Genomic DNA, 17,257 nt, shown 5'->3' with positions numbered 1-17,257 from the left:
TAAAGGGGGAGGAACACTGTTCCGCAAGGGAGAGATTTTAGAAAGAGTTTAACTCCCTCTTTAAAAAAGGGGCTTTGAAGAAATCTAGACAACAAAAAAGCGCCTGACGGCGCTTTTTTTCACAAGGTCAATTATGCGCCTTGTTCCAGTGGCATACCTGCATCACGAGCAGCACGAGTACCACCCATCAGGATGACATATTCACGTGAGCTGTCAAAACCTTCTAATTTTTCAGCTGCACGTGGAGCTTTACTCCCACCACCACATAAAATGTAAATCGGTTGATCCGCTGACACCTGAGTCAGGCTATCTGCTGAAAGATCGTTAATGGGCTGATTGACCGCCCCTTTCACGTGTGCTTCAGCATAAGCACTTGCATCTCGTACATCCCAGATTACGGCATTTTCTGGGAACTCAAATGTTGTAATTTCTTGTTTACGGATCATTGCGCACTCCTTTGATGTAAACAACACTTGGCAAATGAAGAAAACATCCCTAGCATCTCAGATATTCTTTCCCTTTGTAAAGGTCTAAACTATGCCTTCTTTCGATATTGTTTCTGAATTAGAAATTTTTGAAGTAAATCATGCAGTTCAAAATACCCAAAAAGAGATTGCAACCCGCTTCGATTTCCGTGGACAGGATGTTTCTATTGAACTGAATGAAAAAAACAAGGAAATCAAAATTAGCACAGAAAGTGATTTCCAATGTGAGCAAGTGTATACCATGCTGGAAAACCATTTCTTCAAGCGTAAAGTAGATATTCAGGCACTAGATCCACAAAAAATGACCGCTTCAGGCAAAAATGTAGTTCAGGTGATCAAGCTTAAAGACGGCCTTGACTCAGATACAGCAAAAAAAATTAATAAGGCCATTAAAGAAAGCGGCATTAAAGTGCAATCTTCTATTCAGGGCGACAAGATTCGTGTGACTGATAAAAAACGCGATACCTTGCAACAAGTGATGGCATTCCTGAAAGAACAACAATTCGGTCTGCCTTTACAGTTCAACAACTTTAAAGACTAAGATATCTCAACGTCTGTAGATAGAATTATGACAAAGAGCAACCGACTGACCAAACTGGTCAAAGCGACATCAAGATTACCGCAAGGTATGCGTACTGCTTTATTGAGTAAGACCTTTGGCCGAGTGGTTCCAATGGTTGGCTCTGCCAAGATTCGCTATCAGGAAGTCAGTGCATCCAAAGTTGTGGTGAGTATGGCCAATCATAAGGCCATGCAGAACCATATCGGTCAGATTCATGCCTGTGCCATGGCACTGTTGGCAGAAACAGCAACCGGCTTTGTGACTGCAATGAATGTACCTGACAGCGCAGTGGTTTTGATTAAAAGCCTAAAAGTAGACTTTAAGCGTCCAACTAAAGGCGCCATGACTGCAGTAGCTACTTTAACTCCTGAACAACAAGAACTCATGCAGAGTTCAGAAAAAGGTGAAACGCTAGTACAAGTAATCGTAACTGATGAATCTGGTGAAGCACCGATTCAATGCGAGATGCTCTGGGCCTGGATTGCCAAGAATCAATTGAAGCCAGCCTAATTTCAATACAGACAAAAAAATCCCAGATCAATGATCTGGGATTTCTTATTTAAAGAATTATGAGTTCTGCTGAGATTCTACAAATTTCTGTTTTGCTTCATCCGGAATTGGACGTTTATTGCCTTTGACATCCACTGCGACAAAGGTAAATACCCCTTCAGTCACGCGTACAGGTGCACGTGAGTTATCATGACTGTCCCATACTTCGATTTGCATCTGGATCGAGGTATTACCGACTTTAAGAATTTTGGTATAGCAGCTAATGACATCGCCGACTTTCACAGGAACCAGGAAGGTCATCTGGTTAATCGAAATCGTTGCACAGCGTCCTTTACTAAAGCGCTCTGCATGAATTGCTCCCGCCAAGTCCATTTGTGAAACAATCCAGCCACCAAATACATCTCCACTCCAGTTGGTATCCGCAGGCATTGCAATCGTCTGCAGGGAAAGTACTCCCTCTGGTTTAATATGAGAATCTGTCACTTGAACTCCAGGCTTTTTAAATTAGGATTGAGCATTATTTAACTGCTGATCAAGCCACTTTTGTAGTTCGCTTGAACGTAATGCACCGCTTATTCTAGCAATTTCATTGGTTTTATTCATCAAAACCAGCGTCGGAATACTACGCACATTAAATGCTGAACTTAATCGCGGATTGGCTTCGGTATCAATTTTAGCAAATACCACCCGTGGATTTTCTTTTGCTACAGCAGCAAAATGCGGTGCCATCATTTTACATGGACCACACCAATCTGCCCATAGATCAATCAGAATGGGAAGATCACTATGGGTGACAAACTGACTAAAGTTCTGTTCATTTAGCTCAATCGGCGTCAGTGGAACCAAAGCTTGATGACACTGACCACATGCTGGATCGGCCGTTAATTTTTCTTCAGGCACACGATTTTTAGCCTGGCAATTCGGGCATACAATGATCATCTAGCGCACTCCAATATGTTGATGTAAGAATTCTAATTGGGTCGAGACTGCTTTTTCAAACCATTCACCATGATAAATATCAAAATGCCGCATATTCCACTCATGATATTGTACAAATGGTGCAATATTGGTTGCGGTTTCCCGGCTAGCTTCAATGGGAATCAGGCTGTCTTGTTGTGCTGCGATAAACAGGACAGGAATAGTGATTTTGCGGACTTGCTGAATAGGACGATAACGCATCAATTTAAAGAATACCCGGGCAGGAATATGACCACTCCAGTAATAATCTGGATTCACAATGGATAGATACCCTTCATAACTGTCTTGTGTCGGCATAAAACAGAGTTCATGACGATCAACCACCGGCAAGGTCTTGGGAGCCATTCCTACCTTTGCCCCCATATAATCCTGACTGGAAATCTTCAGGGCTTTAGGCAATTGCTGCAAAGGATAAAGTTTGGCACTTTCTGCACCATCAACAAAGGGTACCTGTACCATTACCGCCTGAATATTTTTTAACTCTGCGGCCAATGTCAGTACATGCCCGCCACCCAATGCTGTTCCCCATAACACAATCCGTTTAGCATCAATGGATTTACGTGCCTGCAAATGCTGGATCATGGTACGCCAGTCTTCAAGCTGAGCACCGATCGACACCAATTCACGCGGACGCCCGGTACTGCCTCCCCAATAGCGATAATCAAACAGAACCACCGCATAACCTGCACTGGCAAAACGTTGGGCATATTGCACCAGTTTAAAATGACGTAAAGCCGCTAGGCCATGAGCCATCAGGATCACAGCTGGTTTGTCAATCTGTTGAGGACGATAGAAATCCGCAGCAATCACTTCCTGACCGCTTTTGACATACAGTGGTTCGACTGTATAGGCGTACATACGCGCTCCATTGCGTTATTTTATAGTTGTAATCGTTTATAAATTTTTCAGAACTAGGCCATCATGTTTTCAGCTTAATGCTATCATAAAGCATATCAAGATAAATGACATAATGGAGTGACATCATGAGCGAAAATGTAGACTTTGCTGGCCAAATTGGTCCTGAACATATTTCTCAAGTAGTTGAAAAAGGTTTTAAATCAATTATCAATAACCGTCCAGATATGGAAGGTGGCCCTGAACAGCCAACCAGCGTACAAATTGAGGAAGCTGCTCGTAGAGCAGGTCTGGATTATGTTTTCCAGCCAGTAGTTGCTGGCCAGATTACCGAGCTTGATGTGCGCACCTTTGCTAACCATTATAACGAATTACCAAAACCGATCTTGATGTTCTGCCGTACAGGAAATCGCTCCAATAATTTATATCAGTTAGCGAAACAGATGGACCTGCTGGATCACTAAGGTATTTGGGGAAATGTACTTTTAGTCAACATCTCCTTTTAGTTTCAGAGATCGGCCTATGTATAAATTCTTACTGGTTATATGTTGCAGTCTTGCATTGATGGGTTGTAGTTCAATTAATTTTAAGCCTACTGTGGGTGTCAGTGTGGGAACTTCTATTTAATTTTTTGAATTTTAGCTCCTATAAAAAAAACAGCGCCGAAGCGCTGTTTTTTTAGTTAGATCAATTAATACAAGTCGTATATGGACTTACACGGTTCGGAGCATAACTTCCATCAGTCGCATAATCACTAGCTAAACTTGGTAATGTTAATGTTGTATAGCCTCTCGTTGGTGTCTGTGCAAGTGTTGTTTTCGCACCAACCTCTACAGATACCCATTGTGCATTAGCTTTCGGATATTCAATAATGAAATCAAATCTACCCGTGCTATCTGTACGATAGGTCGCAGTATATGGATGAGTTGTACTATTATTTGCTGTCCCACCTAGGAAGCGAACCACACGTAATGCCTGACCATTAGCTGCCCAAGTTGAAGTATTTGCATTAATTGGACATGTAGTTGTCAAATTCTGCATTAATGTCTGTGACGGTGTAAAATTCAACAGTGGATAGTAATAGTCATTTGGTTTAATCCAACCTTTCAAGTTTGTGAATGGATAAACTGCATCCAATTCTTTTACATCTTCTGTCTTAGGTGTCCCATCAGGATTAGTTAGAGGATTACCACTTGCATCTAAAACAGGTTTAGTCACGACTTTCCATGGATTTTTTTGAATACCAAACATCCATTCACCGATGACATAAGAAGTTGGACGAACATCCAGAACAACATCCTGATTTGCAACAGGTTTACCATCAACATCAACTAATTGAACAGAACCTTCTTTTTGATAATAAACCCCATTAGCTGTTGATGTAATCTCTGTTGGGTTAAAGTTAACAGCAATAGAACCAACAGTTACTGGCACTTCTGAATTTACAACATCAATACGATGAGGTACACGTCGTTCTGTATTTTGTTCATCCTTAACAATAGCCTCTACACGTAGGTCAGCAGTAGCAAAGTCATAGTTTCGATCACGCAAGCTTTCATCAATAACAATTGTAAATTTTGCCCAACCATTCTCATCACTTTCTACAGTTGATGCACCACGAATATAAGCACCATTTTGACTGTATGCTGGGATTGTTAAAGTTACTGCTTTTCCAGTTTGACTTGATCCTTCTAAGTCTACTACTAATACAGACACTTCAACACTATCGCCTCTTAGATTCAATTTATCTTTAGATGACTTGATTTTTAAATCTAATGTTGGTGCTAGAACTGTTGGTGAATGGACTTGAATACTACCAGGTTGAGTTACTATAGCACCTGTTACAGTGGTGTGTGTTGCTGTTAATTCAATTGGTAGAACAGGAGTTGATAATATTCCCTGTAATGATTTCATTGATACTTCAAATACAGCTTCACCAAACTCATTTGTTGTAATTTGTGAAGAACCATTAATACTCGTAGCATTACGTGGGTCATTAATCGCTAAAGTTACAGTTTCATTGGCAACCCCACCTTGATTCGTATCAAGAAGTTTAACTGTTACAAATGCACTATCACCAGATGATGACAAAGATACTCGACTGCTATCTATCGTCAAGTGATAAGGATTACTAATATCTTGAACAGTAAAAGTTAGATCCGTCTGAAGTTTATTACCACGTGGATCACGAATAGTACCCGTAACCATAATAGAGCTTAATTCTGTTTTTGTAATACCTTTTGGCACAATCAAGTCAATAGGAACTGAACCGTTTCCTTGTATCACCACTCCTTCAGCACTCAGCTTAATACCTGCAGCTATCGCTTCTGGATTCAGAGTTAATTGCATTGGTGTACCATTAGCAGTATTAATCCCCATTTCATCTTTAACAGCTGCATACACTTTAACTGTTTGCCCAGCTGTCACTGTTTTTACATCTGATGTTAAACGCGGATTTAAAGCATTTGCTGGAGCGGTGATACCAATTACACTTGTTTGCTGTAAACGATCGCCATTATTTAAGTTCGTACCAACTACTGCAAAGACAATACCATTTTTGATCAAACTAGCATCATATGCGCCCTCAGAAACGGTAACCGTAAATTCAGCTTCACCCTTACTGTTAGTTTGAGTTGGTACATTGCTTAATGTCACACGACTAGAAGTTAAACTAGATAGTGCAACTGCGATAGGCGTGTTTGGAATTGTATTACCAGCTTTATCAACTGCTTTAATTTTGACGCGTGTTTCACCACCAAGAACAGAAATTGTATCTAATGGCTTATCATCTACTGTCGTAAAAATAAGATTCGCTAATTCAGGTAAAATAACCTTAGCTTTATCTAACTCAATTTTACGAACCAGCGTATATTCAGAACCATCCGCACGTCGTGCAGTTGCTGTAAATTCAAGATCATTTGCAGCTAAGTTTTCAATTTCTGTATCACTTTGAGGATTGAGTGTCACTCTAAATGTTGCAAGACCTTTGTCATCTGTCATGACTTGAGATGGCGTGTTGAAACTTACACCATTACTTAAAGCAGCTTCGTTTAAACCTAGTGACACGACTTGGTTTGCAAATGCCTTACCTTCAGTATCTTTTGCATTAATCGTCACTTGGATTGTCTTAGGTGTATTCACACCCAATGTAACAACATAATCAGATGCATCTAAGGTAAAGTAATCTAGAATCTGCCCGGCATTTGGCGATTTAAAGTTCAAGGTTTGAACAGCAGCTTTACCATTGCTGGTGGTCGCCGTGATACGAACACCTGGACTCACCAACTTAATCTGCTCTTGAGTACTTGCTGCTTTATATTCAAACTCAAAATAAGCGTAACCATTGGCATCAGTAAGCTTAGTTGCTTCACCTGTTAAAGTGAATTGTGCTGTTTTTAACTGCGCTAGGGTTAAATCCGGTGTATCAATCGTAACTTTTGCACCCTGTAAAGCACCCTTATCAGCAGATAACGCTTTTACTGGAATAATGATTTTTTGATCTTTTGAATAATCAAATGCTTGCAGAATTGGATCAATTAAAACTTCTGCAGGTGTAGACTCAACATCAGGAGCTCTTAAGTCAATACGGCGAGAAGCTTCATAATTCGAACCATCAGCACGTTTAGCTGTTAATGTAACCTGTAAATCACCAGTCACATCATCAATCAGCTTTTGCACTTCCGCTTTATTACGTGGCAATGCCTTAAAGGTAAAGGTTACATATCCATCAGCATCCGTTTTTTGCGTAAAGGTTTGTGCACCAACATTCGCACCTGTTGGATCAAGTAAATAAACACCATTATTATGTGCTTGTTCATTATAGCTGATCGTTACATCTTGATTAGCAAGTGCTTTACCACCCACATTGATTGCACGTACCTTAACAGTAATATCAGTTTGTACGTTTTCTTCAATCGCAGCATAACCATTTGTATCAATAGAAATATAATCTAATGCTTCTGAAGTTAAAGACTCTCTAAAGTTCAATTTTGTCGTCTGTGTTTTTCCATTTGCAGTTGCAGTAACAGTTACACCATTTAAGATCTCACGCTGTACTGTAGATTCTGCATATTTATATTCAAATACAAATGTCGCATAGCCGTCATCACCAGTAAACTGTTCAGCTGCTCCATTTAAACTAAAGTTGAGTTGTGCTAATTTCGCTTGAATATCAGTTGTGATTGCAACTTTTTCATTTTTCAGCGTACTGCCAGCAGAATCTAATGCTTTAACGCGTACTTGAATCGTATGATCTTGAGTATAGTCAAATGAATTTAAGATTGGATCAATAACTAAAGTCTCAACTTTAGATTCAACTTGCTCTTCGGCTTGTACTAATTCAACTTTACGTTGAGCTTGACGAACAGATCCATCAGCAACTTCAGATAAGACTTTTACTGTTACACCATTTGTCAATAATGCTTCTAATTCCTGTTGGTTCTTTGGATGCACACTGAATTCAAATTTTGCATAACCTTCTGCATCAGTTGCTACTGATGAAGCTGTAAGAAGATTAATACCATTTTCATTGGTCAATTCAATCTTAACATTTTGATTTGCCAAAACTGAACCATCAGTACCTTTTGCAAGCACTGATAATACAACTTTAGTTTCTACATCCGTATCAATGACAGCTTTACCAATCATATCAATGACAAGATAATCAAGCGTATTAGTTTGAGTTTCCGCAAAGTTAATAACTGTGCGCTGCTCTTTACCATTTGCAGTCGCCAATAACGCTACACCTTTCAATGCAAGAGGTTTTTGCTCTGTAGATTGTGCATCGTAGTTATAGCTAAATTCGAAGACAGCATAGCCTTGATCATCGGTATATTGCTCAGCAGCACCATTTAAACTTAAATTAAGTTTCGCTAATTCTGCACTTGAGATGTTTTCAGGACGCAATGTAATTTTTTCATTACGTAATGCGCTACCATCTTCACCAATCGCCTTCACTCGTACCGCAATGGTATGATTTTTACTGTAATCATAAACACTAATAGGATCAATGATCAGATAATCAACTTCACTTGGTGCTTCTGCTTCTGACTTATAAAGTTCAACTTTTCTTGATACTTTGTATGCAGAACCATCTACACGCTGTGCAGATAAACGAACATTCAAACCAGATGCAAGCAATGCCTCTAATTCAGATGCATTTTCTGGTGCAATGTTGACTTTAAATGTGGCTTGTCCTTGTGCATTGGTCACAACTTCTGTCGCAGAATTAAATGAAATACCACTATTGGTTTCTGTTTCATTCAATTCAATTTTCACAGTCTGGTCTTTTAATGCCTGACCATTTGTTGCCAATGCAGTTGCTGTAATCGTCACTTCTGTTGGTTTATCGGTTGAGATAACTGCACGACCACCTGTAGATACCACTAAATAATCAAGATTGATTTCTTGTTCATTTGCAGGTGCTTTAAAGTTAATAATCGTATTATTCGTCTTTCCATTAGCAGTTGCTTTAATTTCAAAACCATTTAGCAGTTTCTTTTGTGCAGGAGACTGTGCATTGTATTTATAGTCAAATGTGAATGTCACGTAACCATAATCATCAGTCAGTTTCGTCGCATCGCCAACAAGACTTAAATTCAGATCAGCTAACTCTTGTGCACTAAGGGCTGTCGTTAAACTCACTTTTTCATTACGTAAAGACTGACCAGCTTGACCAATCGCTTTCACGCGTACTTGAATTGTTTGGTCTTTTGTATAGTCATATGCTGCTTGTAACGGATCGATTAGTAGTGAAGATACTTGCGATGCTTGCTCTTGCTCAATAAGCTTAATCGTTCTTAGCGTTGTATATTCAGAACCATCTTTTGCAGTTGCTTTAACAGCGACTGTTACACCACTCGCAAGCAATGCATTCAGTTCATCTTTATTCTTTGGTTTCGCATTTAAAACGAACTCAGCATTACCTAATGCATCTGTAACTAGGTTATTAGAGGTCGCATACGTTACGCCATTTGAAACTGCAGTATTATCAATACCAATACTAATACGTTGGTTAGCTAAAACCTTACCATCTGTACCCATTGCCTTGACACGGATCTTGATCGGTGTATCTGTAGTTGTCGAAATTAAGGCTTGTCCATCTGTATCGACAGTAAAGAAACTTAAGTCGATACTATCGCTCGGAGCCTTAAAGTTAATGCGAATATTACTGACCTTACCATTTGCCAAAGCATTGAAAGTAAGACCTTTTTTCGCAAGCTCTTCTTGTTCAGGCGTTTCGTTATACTGGTAACTAAGTTTAAACGTTGCATAACCTAATGCATCAGTGATTTGTTCTGCTTGGGTCGTAAAACTTAAGCCTAACTGCTGCATCTGCTGATTAGTTAGGGCAGATTTTAACTGAATTTTTTCTTTTGCTAATGGGCTTCCATTGACATCTAATGCTTTTACACGAACGGTAATTTCTTGATTTTGCGTATAGTCAAAACGGGTTAAGATTGGATCTACCATGAGGTAATCCACTTGACTCGTTCCAGTGTCAATAATCGAGTTTGAAACTAAATCAATTTTACGAGTAACTGAATGCTTAGAACCATCATTACGATAAGACACTACTGCAACAGTTAGTCCTTTTTCAATCAAGGTATTTAATTCAGTCAAATTACGTGCTGCAACTTTTAATTTAAATTCAACTTTACCTTGTGCATCCGATACAAGCTTAGTTGCCGTGGCATATGAAACACCATTTGACATCGCAGTTTCATCAATACCAATAGCTAATTCTTGATTAGCAAGAACTGCACCATCAACACCAAAGGCTTGCGTACGTACTACAATTTCAGTTTGTTGATTAAGTGCAATTTGAGCTAAACCATCAGTATCTAAAGTAAAGTAATCAAGGCTGACTTTGTCACTGACACTCTTTGTATTGAAGTTAACTTTAATCGTTTGAGTCTTTTGATTAGATAATGCCGTGGATGTAAAAGTAATCCCTTGCTTAGCTAACGCTTGCTGTTCTGCAGATTTATTATATTGATACTTATAAACAAACTCTGCATAACCATTTGCATCTGTTAAAACTTCAGCAGCTGTACTTAAACTTAAACTCAACTTATTCAGCTGATCATCTGAAAGTAAAGATTTAATTGATACTTTTTCATCTTTAAGAGGGCCACCTTTTTCACCAATTGCTTTTACTTTAATCGTAATGTCTTGGTTCTTGGTAGGATCAAAGTTTTCATTAATTGGGTCAATTAAGAGATACTTAACTGCTTCAGTTGCAACAGCCTTATCTTCAACAACAATTTTAATATTATTGCTAATACCGTTATCTGTTGTAAACGTCGCTGTGATCCCTGAAGCCTTTAATGCTTCTACAGCTGCTGCTGTTTGCGATGCTGGTGTTTTAATTCTGAAAGTGACATAACCCTCTGCGCCGACAGACTGACTTTCATTTAAATCAAAGTTAACACCATCACTACTGCCTTCAAACTTAACAGCATTTGCTACAGCTTCGCTATTTAAGGTAAGTTTGATTTTACCTTTTTTCGCAGCATGTCCATTGTTCGCAATCGCTTTGACCTTAATTTCAACACTGTCAGACATTGCATTGATTTTATAAGATGAAGCGATTTCTAGACGTTGAATAGCTTCTTGATCGGTTGCACTATCATCTGCAGTAATGACATCAACAGTAATGGTCGCGAATTTCTCAGGGTTCTCTAGGAAAGTTGCTTTAAGTTCAATCCCTTCATCCTTCAAAGCAAGTGGTGTATCAGAATTACTTTTTAGGATAAATTCCGCATAACCTTGTGCATTTGTAATGGCTTCAGTTTTATCCAAGGTCACACCACGACCAGATTGATTGGTCTCCAGGCGAACTTTTTTACCTGCTAAATCTTGTTTATTGGAATTTTTGGCATATACACGAATACGTGCTTCGCCATTTTTTGCAGCAATCGGTGCATCAGGCTTAATAATTTCAAGTTTATCGACAATTGTTGCAATATCTTTAAATGTTAGAGACGTAGTTGCTTGCTTTTCTGCACGATGCTCATCAATGAGTTTAAAGTTTAGTGTTTTAGATGTATCTACAAGCTGTTGAATTTGTGCCGCAGTTAAATTTTTATTTGCTACAAGTTTAAAATTTGCTTTACCTTCACTATCTGTCTGTACAGATGATCCGTTGCTAATTACAAACAATCCTTGTAACTCAGCAGGTAAAGACAATTCAACGGTTTGTCCTGACTTAGAACCACCTTTTGGATCAGTCACTTGGACAAAAAATTCAACTGTCCCATTTGGTAAATCAATCGTAAGGCCTTGTGGCACATCTAGAGTATAATCACTAACAATTACACTAGATTTTTTAATATTAAGGGTATATACCTGTTTAACTTGTGTGCCATCTACAGTTGCAGTTAATTGTACTTTACCAGATTCAATATTAATTGAAGGAATTTTAAGCTCAAAAATAGCAATACCATCTTCAGCTGTAGCAACTAAGGAACTTTTACTTGTTACACCTAATTTATCTGAATCATTAATCGCTAATCGTACATTTTTGCTAGAAATTCCACCTTTATCTGCATTTAAGACCTGAACAGCAATTTGTACAGTTGAATTATCTACAACCTGAACAATATTTTGGCCACTCGAATCTTGCAAATTAATATTCAAGCTTTCTGGAACTTGAGCTGTATTATCTGTAGATTCATTGCCGCCTCCATTATTTCCTCCTGTATTTGGTTGACTATTATTGTCATTATTATAGTAACCGTCACTCCCCCCCCCGCCACATGCAACTAAAGAAATCGATGTTGCTAAAACAGTCGTGTTAACCCCTAATTTTTTTAAATTTATAAACAAACTCATGTTTTTTCCCACTGCATATAATAGTTAAGCTGCCATAAAAGTTAATCTTCTGGCTTTTACACAAAATTTACTCAAAATATCAAAAATAAGCAATCTAGTTACATAATTTACATCAGAAACATTGTAAATCATGCATATAAATATTCATGTTCTGAGAATTGGTAAGCAATTTATGTATGACATTATTATTATCGGTGCAGGCACAGCAGGAATTAGTGCTTATAAAGAAGCTATTAAATATACCCAAAATATTTTAATTATTAATGCTGGTTCATGGGAGACTACATGTGCTCGTGTAGGCTGTATGCCGAGCAAGCTTCTAATTTCTCCTGCTAATCGTATGCATGAGATTAAAACTGCAGAAAATTTCGGATTAAAACATGAGGCAGTAATAAATACTTCAGTTGTTATGGAGCGCTTACATAAGCTTCGTGATCATTATATTCGGGCCACTTTAAAAGAAGTAGAACAATGGGATTCAACTCATAAAGTATCAGGGCATGCCAAATTTACTAATGCTCAAACAGTCCAAGTAGAGGGAAAATCTTATCAAGCTAAAAGTTTTATTATTGCAGTAGGCTCTCGACCAAATTTTGATGGCACCTTAAAAAATGAACTAGGCGATAAACTCCTGACTTCTGATGAAATCTTTGAGCTTTCACATTTACCTAAATCCTTAGCAGTGATTGGTAGTGGCGTCATTGCAATTGAATTGGTTCAAGCCATGCAACGTTTAGGGGTACGTACTACTATGTTTGCTCGTAGTCAGAAAATAGGTGCACTCACCAGTCCAACTCTACAAGCTTTGGTTAGAGAGCAACTAAATAACGAGCTAGATATCAAATTTAAAACCCTACCAAATCAAGTCAAACTCCTTAATGATCAGGTAAAAATTGACTATATAGAGAATGATCAAAAGCAAAGTATTGAAGTAGATTATGTACTCTTAGCCACTGGACGTAGTTCTAATTTAGATCGATTAGATTTGGAAAAAATTAATTCTGAATTTCAAGAGGTTAAAAAGCTACCTATTAATAAAAAAACCAAGCAATTAGCAAATTTCCCTATTTTTATTGTTGGAGATGCAGCCCCTGATGCCCCAATTCAACATGAAGCTGCTCACAATGGTAAAGAAGTAGTCCAAAACTGCTTAAATTTTCCAGATGTTCAACCTATTTCTACCCTAACTCCTTTGGCAATCGTATTTAGCCAACCAGAAATGGCGATTATTGGTCAAAGTTTCAAACAGCTAGAAGAGAAAAATACGGAATATATTAGAGGTTTTGTTTCTTACGAAAGACAGGGACGCGCATTAATCCTTGCAGAAAATAAAGGCGGAGCTGAAGTATATATAGATAAAAAGTCACGAAAATTATTAGGTGCTGAATTATTCTGCCCTCAAGCCGAACATCTAGCACACATGCTAGCCTGGATGATTGATGCAGAGCAAGATATTCATCAGATTCTGGCAAAGCCTTACTATCATCCGACTTTAGAAGAAGGACTAAGAACAGCATTTAAACATGCTCGTCGTCAGCTTGATCAATAGGAAATAATTGAAAATTCTTAAATATATTAAAGAAGTATTAATAGATAAAATTTAATTACTTCAAACAATATGGTGCAGCTAATAGCTCTGAAGTTTTGGCTGCTCCTTATTACTCCTTAACTCATTTTTTAGATCAGAAAATATCAATAGAAAAAGTTGTAACTATTTAAACCCCACGCATAAAAAAGCCCCCTGCGTGAGCAGAGGGCTTTTTAGGAATAATGAGCTGGCGATGACTTACTCTCACATGGGAGACCCCACACTACCATCAGCGCTAAGAGGTTTCACTTCTGAGTTCGGGAAGGGATCAGGTGGTTCACTCTTGCTATGGTCGCCAGCACAACTGTTTATGGATACTCGCTTTGGTCTTATGTCTCACTTTTCAGTGTATGCCAATGCTTTTTCCAAATGAGTTATTAACAGGTATATCTGAGTTCTTGCGAGTAGAACTAAGCAGTGCTTAATTATACTCTCATTTGTTCGATTAGCTTAACTAAATCAAGGCTTCGTCTGATCGTTAGATCAATATGAAATCAATTGATGCTTTATATACAACTGCTTGGGTGTTGTATAGTCAAGCCTCACGAGCAATTAGTATTGGTCAGCTTCACATATCGCTATGCTTCCACATCCAACCTATCAACGTCGTAGTCTTCAACGGCTCTTTAGGAGACATAAAGTCACGGGGAAATCTTATCTTGAGGTAGGCTTCCCGCTTAGATGCTTTCAGCGGTTATCCCTTCCGAACATAGCTACCCGGCGATGCGACTGGCGTCACAACCGGTACACCAGAGGTTCGTCCACTCTGGTCCTCTCGTACTAGGAGCAGATCCTCTCAAATTTCCAGCGCCCACGGTAGATAGGGACCGAACTGTCTCACGACGTTCTAAACCCAGCTCGCGTACCTCTTTAAATGGCGAACAGCCATACCCTTGGGACCTGCTTCAGCCCCAGGATGAGATGAGCCGACATCGAGGTGCCAAACACCGCCGTCGATATGAACTCTTGGGCGGTATCAGCCTGTTATCCCCAGAGTACCTTTTATCCGTTGAGCGATGGCCCTTCCATACAGAACCACCGGATCACTAAGACCTACTTTCGTACCTGCTCGACTTGTGGGTCTCGCAGTTAAGCGCGCTTTTGCCTTTATACTCTACGCGTGATTTCCGACCACGCTGAGCGCACCTTCGTACTCCTCCGTTACTCTTTAGGAGGAGACCGCCCCAGTCAAACTACCCACCAGACATGGTCCTCGCTCCCGATCAGGGAGCAGAGTTAGAACCTCAATATTACCAGGGTGGTATTTCAAGGACGGCTCCATGGCAACTAGCGTCACCACTTCAAAGCCTCCCACCTATCCTACACAAGTAAGATCAAAGTTCAATGTCAAGCTGCAGTAAAGGTTCACGGGGTCTTTCCGTCTAGCCGCGGGTACACCGCATCTTCACGGCGAATTCGATTTCACTGAGCCTCTGCTGGAGACAGCGCCGCCATCATTATGCCATTCGTGCAGGTCGGAACTTACCCGACAAGGAATTTCGCTACCTTAGGACCGTTATAGTTACGGCCGCCGTTTACTGGGGCTTCGATCAAGAGCTTCGCTTACGCTAACCCCATCAATTAACCTTCCAGCACCGGGCAGGCATCACACCCTATACGTCCACTTTCGTGTTTGCAGAGTGCTATGTTTTTAATAAACAGTTGCAGCGGCCTGGTTTCTGAGGCTGCCAACAGCTCAAGGAGCAAGTCCTATCACCGCCGGCAGCGTACCTTCTCCCGAAGTTACGGTACCATTTTGCCTAGTTCCTTCAGCAGAGTTCTCTCAAGCGCTTTGGTCTACTCGACCTGACCACCTGTGTCGGTTTCGGGTACGATTCCAGTGTAACTGAAGCTTAGAGACTTTTCCTGGAAGTATGGTATCAGCCACTTCACCAGTAAACTGGCTTGCTATCAACTCTCAGCATAGAGCACCCCGGATTTGCCTAAGATGCATGCCTACTGTCTTCCACCTGGACAACCAACGCCAGGCTGACTTAACCTTCTCCGTCCTCTCATCGCATTACACTGAAGTATTGGAATATTAACCAATTTCCCATCGACTACGCCTCTCGGCCTCGCCTTAGGGGTCGACTCACCCAGCCCCGATTAACGTTGGACTGGAACCCTTGGTCTTTCAGCGAACGGGTTTTTCACCCGTTTTGTCGTTACTCACGTCAGCATTCGCACTTCTGATACCTCCAGCAGACTTCTCAATCCACCTTCATCGGCTTACAGAACGCTCCCCTACCACTTGCAATAAATTGCAAATCCGCAGCTTCGGTACATAGTTTTAGCCCCGTTACATCTTCCGCGCAGGCCGACTCGACTAGTGAGCTATTACGCTTTCTTTAAAGGGTGGCTGCTTCTAAGCCAACCTCCTAGCTGTCTATGCCTTCCCACATCGTTTCCCACTTAACTATGATTTAGGGACCTTAGCTGGCGGTCTGGATTGTTTTCCTCTTGACTACGGACGTTAGCACCCGCAGTCTGTCTCCCGGATAGTACTCATTGGTATTCGGAGTTTGCATCGGTTTGGTAAGTCGGGATGACCCCCTAGCCGAAACAGTGCTCTACCCCCAATGGTATTCGTCCGAGGCGCTACCTAAATAGCTTTCGGGGAGAACCAGCTATCACCGAGTTTGATTAGCCTTTCACCCCTATCCACAAGTCATCCCCTGGCTTTTCAACGACAGTGGGTTCGGTCCTCCAGTTAGTGTTACCCAACCTTCAACCTGCTCATGGATAGATCACCCGGTTTCGGGTCTATACCCAGCAACTATACGCCCTATTAAGACTCGATTTCTCTACGGCTCCCCTATGCGGTTAACCTCGCTACTGAATATAAGTCGCTGACCCATTATACAAAAGGTACGCAGTCACCACACAAAGTGGCTCCCACTGCTTGTATGCATGCGGTTTCAGGATCTATTTCACTCCCCTCACAGGGGTTCTTTTCGCCTTTCCCTCACGGTACTGGTTCACTATCGGTCAGTCAGGAGTATTTAGCCTTAGAGGATGGTCCCCCTATATTCAGACAAGGTTTCACGTGCCTCGCCCTACTCGACATCATCATATCAGCCCTTTCGTGTACAGGACTATCACCCACTATGGTTGCACTTCCCAGAGCATTCCACTAAAACTGATATGACTTAATGGGCTGTTCCCCTTTCGCTCGCCGCTACTGAGGGAATCTCAATTGATTTCTTTTCCTACGGATACTGAGATGTTTCACTTCTCCGCGTTCGCCTCATAAACCTATGTATTCAGTTTATGATACCGACCTTATAGCCGGTGGGTTTCCCCATTCAGACATCTCCGGATCACAGGATATTTGCCGCCTCCCCGGAGCTTTTCGCAGGCTATCACGTCTTTCTTCGCCTCTGACTGCCAAGGCATCCACCACATGCACTTAATTACTTGACTATACAACCCCAAACAGTCGTT

At 40.5% G+C, this 17,257-nt stretch carries 9 protein-coding genes and 2 rRNA genes; 4 read left to right on the top strand and 7 right to left on the bottom strand.

Features of this window, described 5'->3' with window-relative positions; all coding sequences use genetic code 11:
• Positions 1 to 131: 131 nt before the first annotated feature.
• Positions 132 to 446: a rhodanese-like domain-containing protein gene (locus F897_RS05370; protein WP_005233835.1), complete on the bottom strand. Its 315-nt coding sequence runs from the start codon at positions 444 to 446 to the stop codon at positions 132 to 134.
• Positions 447 to 537: 91 nt separating this feature from the next.
• On the opposite strand from F897_RS05370, the gene F897_RS05365 reads away from it, so the two are divergent.
• Positions 538 to 1,026: a YajQ family cyclic di-GMP-binding protein gene (locus F897_RS05365; RefSeq protein ID WP_004783667.1), complete on the top strand. Its 489-nt coding sequence runs from the start codon at positions 538 to 540 to the stop codon at positions 1,024 to 1,026.
• Between the two features lie 27 nt (positions 1,027 to 1,053).
• Positions 1,054 to 1,557: a DUF4442 domain-containing protein gene (locus tag F897_RS05360; protein WP_005233834.1), complete on the top strand. Its 504-nt coding sequence runs from the start codon at positions 1,054 to 1,056 to the stop codon at positions 1,555 to 1,557.
• Between the two features lie 57 nt (positions 1,558 to 1,614).
• On the opposite strand, the gene F897_RS05355 is transcribed toward F897_RS05360, so the two are convergent.
• The 3 genes from F897_RS05355 to F897_RS05345 form a co-directional block, all read right to left on the bottom strand.
• Positions 1,615 to 1,986 carry an acyl-CoA thioesterase gene (locus F897_RS05355; protein ID WP_420864475.1) on the bottom strand — a complete coding sequence of 124 codons (372 nt, stop codon included), beginning with the start codon at positions 1,984 to 1,986 and terminating at the stop codon, positions 1,615 to 1,617.
• Positions 1,987 to 2,061: 75 nt separating this feature from the next.
• A complete protein-coding gene (gene trxC, locus F897_RS05350; protein ID WP_005233830.1) occupies positions 2,062 to 2,496 on the bottom strand; it encodes a thioredoxin TrxC in 435 nt (144 codons plus the stop codon).
• The gene (locus tag F897_RS05345) at positions 2,497 to 3,393 is read right to left on the bottom strand and encodes an alpha/beta hydrolase (RefSeq protein WP_005233829.1); all 897 of its coding nucleotides are present in this window, start codon (positions 3,391 to 3,393) and stop codon (positions 2,497 to 2,499) included.
• Positions 3,394 to 3,518: 125 nt separating this feature from the next.
• On the opposite strand from F897_RS05345, the gene F897_RS05340 reads away from it, so the two are divergent.
• The gene (locus F897_RS05340; protein WP_005233827.1) at positions 3,519 to 3,854 is read left to right on the top strand and encodes a protein tyrosine phosphatase family protein; all 336 of its coding nucleotides are present in this window, start codon (positions 3,519 to 3,521) and stop codon (positions 3,852 to 3,854) included.
• Between the two features lie 223 nt (positions 3,855 to 4,077).
• On the opposite strand, the gene F897_RS05335 is transcribed toward F897_RS05340, so the two are convergent.
• Positions 4,078 to 12,225, bottom strand: a complete 8,148-nt coding sequence (locus F897_RS05335) for a hypothetical protein (protein ID WP_005233825.1) — start codon at positions 12,223 to 12,225, stop codon at positions 4,078 to 4,080.
• A gap of 172 nt (positions 12,226 to 12,397) precedes the next feature.
• Between F897_RS05335 and F897_RS05330 the strand changes: the two genes are divergently transcribed.
• On the top strand, positions 12,398 to 13,774 hold the full coding sequence (locus F897_RS05330; RefSeq protein ID WP_034580686.1) for a dihydrolipoyl dehydrogenase: 1,377 nt from the start codon (positions 12,398 to 12,400) through the stop codon (positions 13,772 to 13,774).
• 224 nt (positions 13,775 to 13,998) lie between these two features.
• Here the strand turns inward: F897_RS05330 and rrf are convergent.
• Together rrf and F897_RS05320 are read right to left on the bottom strand one after the other, a co-directional pair.
• A 5S ribosomal RNA gene (rrf, locus tag F897_RS05325) occupies positions 13,999 to 14,113 on the bottom strand.
• A gap of 231 nt (positions 14,114 to 14,344) precedes the next feature.
• Positions 14,345 to 17,236, bottom strand: a 23S ribosomal RNA gene (locus F897_RS05320).
• Between the last annotated feature and the right edge of the window lie 21 nt (positions 17,237 to 17,257).

The organism is Acinetobacter variabilis, assembly GCF_000369625.1.
Lineage (GTDB): Bacteria > Pseudomonadota > Gammaproteobacteria > Pseudomonadales > Moraxellaceae > Acinetobacter > Acinetobacter variabilis.
This window is presented reverse-complemented; position numbering and strand designations above follow the sequence as displayed.

Bases quoted from the DNA above. Each gene is read 5' to 3' on its own strand.
- F897_RS05365 (WP_004783667.1), top strand. From the start codon at position 538: ATGCCTTCTTTCGATATTGTTTCTGAATTAGAAATTTTTGAAGTAAAT.
- F897_RS05340 (WP_005233827.1), top strand. From the start codon at position 3,519: ATGAGCGAAAATGTAGACTTTGCTGGCCAAATTGGTCCTGAACATATT.
- F897_RS05335 (WP_005233825.1), bottom strand. From the start codon at position 12,225: ATGAGTTTGTTTATAAATTTAAAAAAATTAGGGGTTAACACGACTGTT.
- F897_RS05370 (WP_005233835.1), bottom strand. From the start codon at position 446: ATGATCCGTAAACAAGAAATTACAACATTTGAGTTCCCAGAAAATGCC.
- F897_RS05355 (WP_420864475.1), bottom strand. From the start codon at position 1,986: ATGCCTGCGGATACCAACTGGAGTGGAGATGTATTTGGTGGCTGGATT.
- F897_RS05345 (WP_005233829.1), bottom strand. From the start codon at position 3,393: ATGTACGCCTATACAGTCGAACCACTGTATGTCAAAAGCGGTCAGGAA.
- trxC (WP_005233830.1), bottom strand. From the start codon at position 2,496: ATGATCATTGTATGCCCGAATTGCCAGGCTAAAAATCGTGTGCCTGAA.
- F897_RS05330 (WP_034580686.1), top strand. From the start codon at position 12,398: ATGTATGACATTATTATTATCGGTGCAGGCACAGCAGGAATTAGTGCT.
- F897_RS05360 (WP_005233834.1), top strand. From the start codon at position 1,054: ATGACAAAGAGCAACCGACTGACCAAACTGGTCAAAGCGACATCAAGA.